Raw genomic sequence first — 867 nt, 5'->3', positions numbered from 1 at the left:
TAGAGGCTGTTATGGACCTGGGTCGGGCTGATGCTCAGATGGGCGGGCATGAGCATTGCCCGCAAGCCGTATTCGTCCGACGTTTCCGATGAGGAATGGGCGCTGGTTGCGCCCTACCTGACGCTGCTGCGTGAAGATGCTGGTCAGCGTGAGCATGCGTTGCGCGAGGTCTTCAACGGGCTGCGCTATGTGGTGAGGAGCGGCTGTTCCTGGCGGCTGATGCCCCACGACCTGCCGCCCTGGTTTGCCGTGTATCAGCAGGCCCAGCGCTGGCTGTCGGCCGGTTGTTTCGAGCAACTGGCCGAGGATCTGCGCGCTCTGCTGCGTATGGCTGCGGGCCGCGCGCCTGAGCCAAGCGCGGCCGTGCTCGACAGCCGGACCTTGCGCTCCTCCCCCGAGAGCGGCGAGCGGGCCGGCTACGATGGAGCCAAGCGCAAGAAAGGCTCGAAGCTGCACATGGCGGTGGACACGCTTGGCCACCTCCTGGCGCTGCACGTCACGCCCGCCGATGCCGATGACCGGGCTCAAGTCGGCCAGTTAGCCAAAGCCGTGCAGGCGGCCACCGGCCAGAGCGTCGAAGTCGCTTACGTCGATCAGGGCTACACGGGTGAGAAGCCGGCCGCGGCAGCACGCGAGCACGGCATCGCGTTGGAAGTGGTGAAGCTGCCCGAGGCCAAGCGGGGCTTCGTGCTCCTGCCGCGCCGGTGGGTGGTCGAGCGCTCCTTTGCCTGGGCCACCCGCTTCCGCCGTCTCGTCAAAGACTACGAGCGTTATGCCAGCACCCTGGCAGACCTGCACCTCGTCGCCTTCGTCTGCCTCATGCTCAAACAGGCCGCTCAACTCGCCACAGGTTCATAACAGCCTCTA

At 66.1% G+C, this 867-nt stretch carries 1 protein-coding gene; it reads left to right on the top strand.

Features of this window, described 5'->3' with window-relative positions:
* Positions 1 to 48 precede the first annotated feature (48 nt).
* Positions 49 to 858 carry an IS5 family transposase gene (locus AAHG09_RS31810; protein ID WP_342112342.1) on the top strand — a complete coding sequence of 270 codons (810 nt, stop codon included), beginning with the start codon at positions 49 to 51 and terminating at the stop codon, positions 856 to 858.
* Positions 859 to 867 lie beyond the last annotated feature (9 nt).

Source organism: Methylobacterium guangdongense (assembly GCF_038442355.1).
GTDB lineage: Bacteria > Pseudomonadota > Alphaproteobacteria > Rhizobiales > Beijerinckiaceae > Methylobacterium > Methylobacterium guangdongense.
Note: the sequence above shows the minus strand (reverse complement) of the source record. Positions and strands in the feature narration are given on the sequence as shown.